The sequence below is a fragment of the Secundilactobacillus collinoides DSM 20515 = JCM 1123 genome (assembly GCF_001435975.1).
GTDB lineage: Bacteria > Bacillota > Bacilli > Lactobacillales > Lactobacillaceae > Secundilactobacillus > Secundilactobacillus collinoides.
In genome coordinates this window covers 1-1,332 of record NZ_AYYR01000063.1, presented here as the reverse complement: position 1 = coordinate 1,332, position 1,332 = coordinate 1, and the positions used below count along the sequence as shown (strand labels likewise).

The window sequence follows — 1,332 nt, the reverse complement described above, 5'->3', positions numbered from 1 at the left end:
CAAGCTAGCTCACGGCCTGGCTCCATGGTTGTTGCACTTGAGTTGACATTCCGGGTTATTTATAAAAAAGAAAGATCTTGGAAGTATAGAATTACCAGACCCCAAATTTTTTGTTTATGAAGACGATGCCGATTTCTCTTTAAACATTAGGAAACAAGAATACAAGATTCTAAGAAGTCCGGAGTTAGTACTTAGAGAAAATTCTAAGTCTTGGTTTGAAAGTGATTCCAAAAAATCAGGTTATAAAATATATTATGGAGGATTTGCTAATAGTGGGAGATTTTTGTATAAAGTACGAAATAATATTTACCTAATTAGGAGGAATCTAGTAACAAATGTTTTTGCTTTTTACACAAATGTTTTTATTTTTATTATTGCCGGTTTTATAAAATATGGTAAATTTAATAAAGATGGTTTTACTAGATTAAAACTATTATGCCAAGCTGTTACTGATGGGCTACGAAAGAATCTGGGCGAAAACAAAAATTGGAAACTATAACGGGAGGCAATGCCAGTGCTATTTGTAATTACAATGCTGTTTTGTTTTATATCTAGTTTATTTATTAGAAATACTAGACTTATCGGTTTTCTTGCCATGATGGTGCTGGCATATCTGGCTGGGGATGCTGATCCTCTGACAACGATAGACTACTCAGTATATTTAATGCATTATAATCTCTTAGGATTTGAAACTTCCCCTTTTGAAAAAGGATACACGGTTCTTTCACAGTTCTTTTTTTACCATGGCCTTAATTATGCACAGTTTCGTCTTTTCTTTGCCTTTTTAGCATTTGTAATAATGTTCATTGGAGTTTCACTATTTACAAAGAAAGTTGCCTTATTTGCTGGACTATATGGTTTAACAGTTTTTTTTAACGATGCAACTCAAATTAGAAATCTAATGATGATTGCTATAACAATATTAGGGGCAGGCCTCTTAGCAAAAAAAAACAGAATTCCAAAAATCTTTGGGGTATTTGCATTGCTAATAGCGAGTCAGTTTCATGATTTGGGGTTTGTTTTTCTCTTAGTCATAGTTCCTTTGAGTTTAATTAAGTTAGATACTTTGATCCGATATTATAAATATTTCGTCTTTTTCCTCTATGGAGTAGCTGCTTTTTTTATGGTGAATAGCGATGGCATCGTCATTAATTTTTTTGCCTCGTTTTTAAGCAAATTCTCCTCTAGAGATAACTCAGCTGACAATGTTTTGACTAGTTTTGGTAGGGGAAGTAGCCATAGCACGATTATATTTGTGTGGATTTTACTGCTCTTATTTTCCCCCGATTTAAAATTGAAGTGCAACACTTGATAACTAGACCAATTAGACTA

At 33.1% G+C, this 1,332-nt stretch carries 1 protein-coding gene; it reads left to right on the top strand.

Annotated features, from left to right (window positions below):
- Positions 1–514 precede the first annotated feature (514 nt).
- Positions 515–1,312, top strand: coding sequence for an EpsG family protein (locus FC82_RS10865; RefSeq protein WP_056997003.1), 798 nt, complete (start codon positions 515–517; stop codon positions 1,310–1,312).
- Positions 1,313–1,332 lie beyond the last annotated feature (20 nt).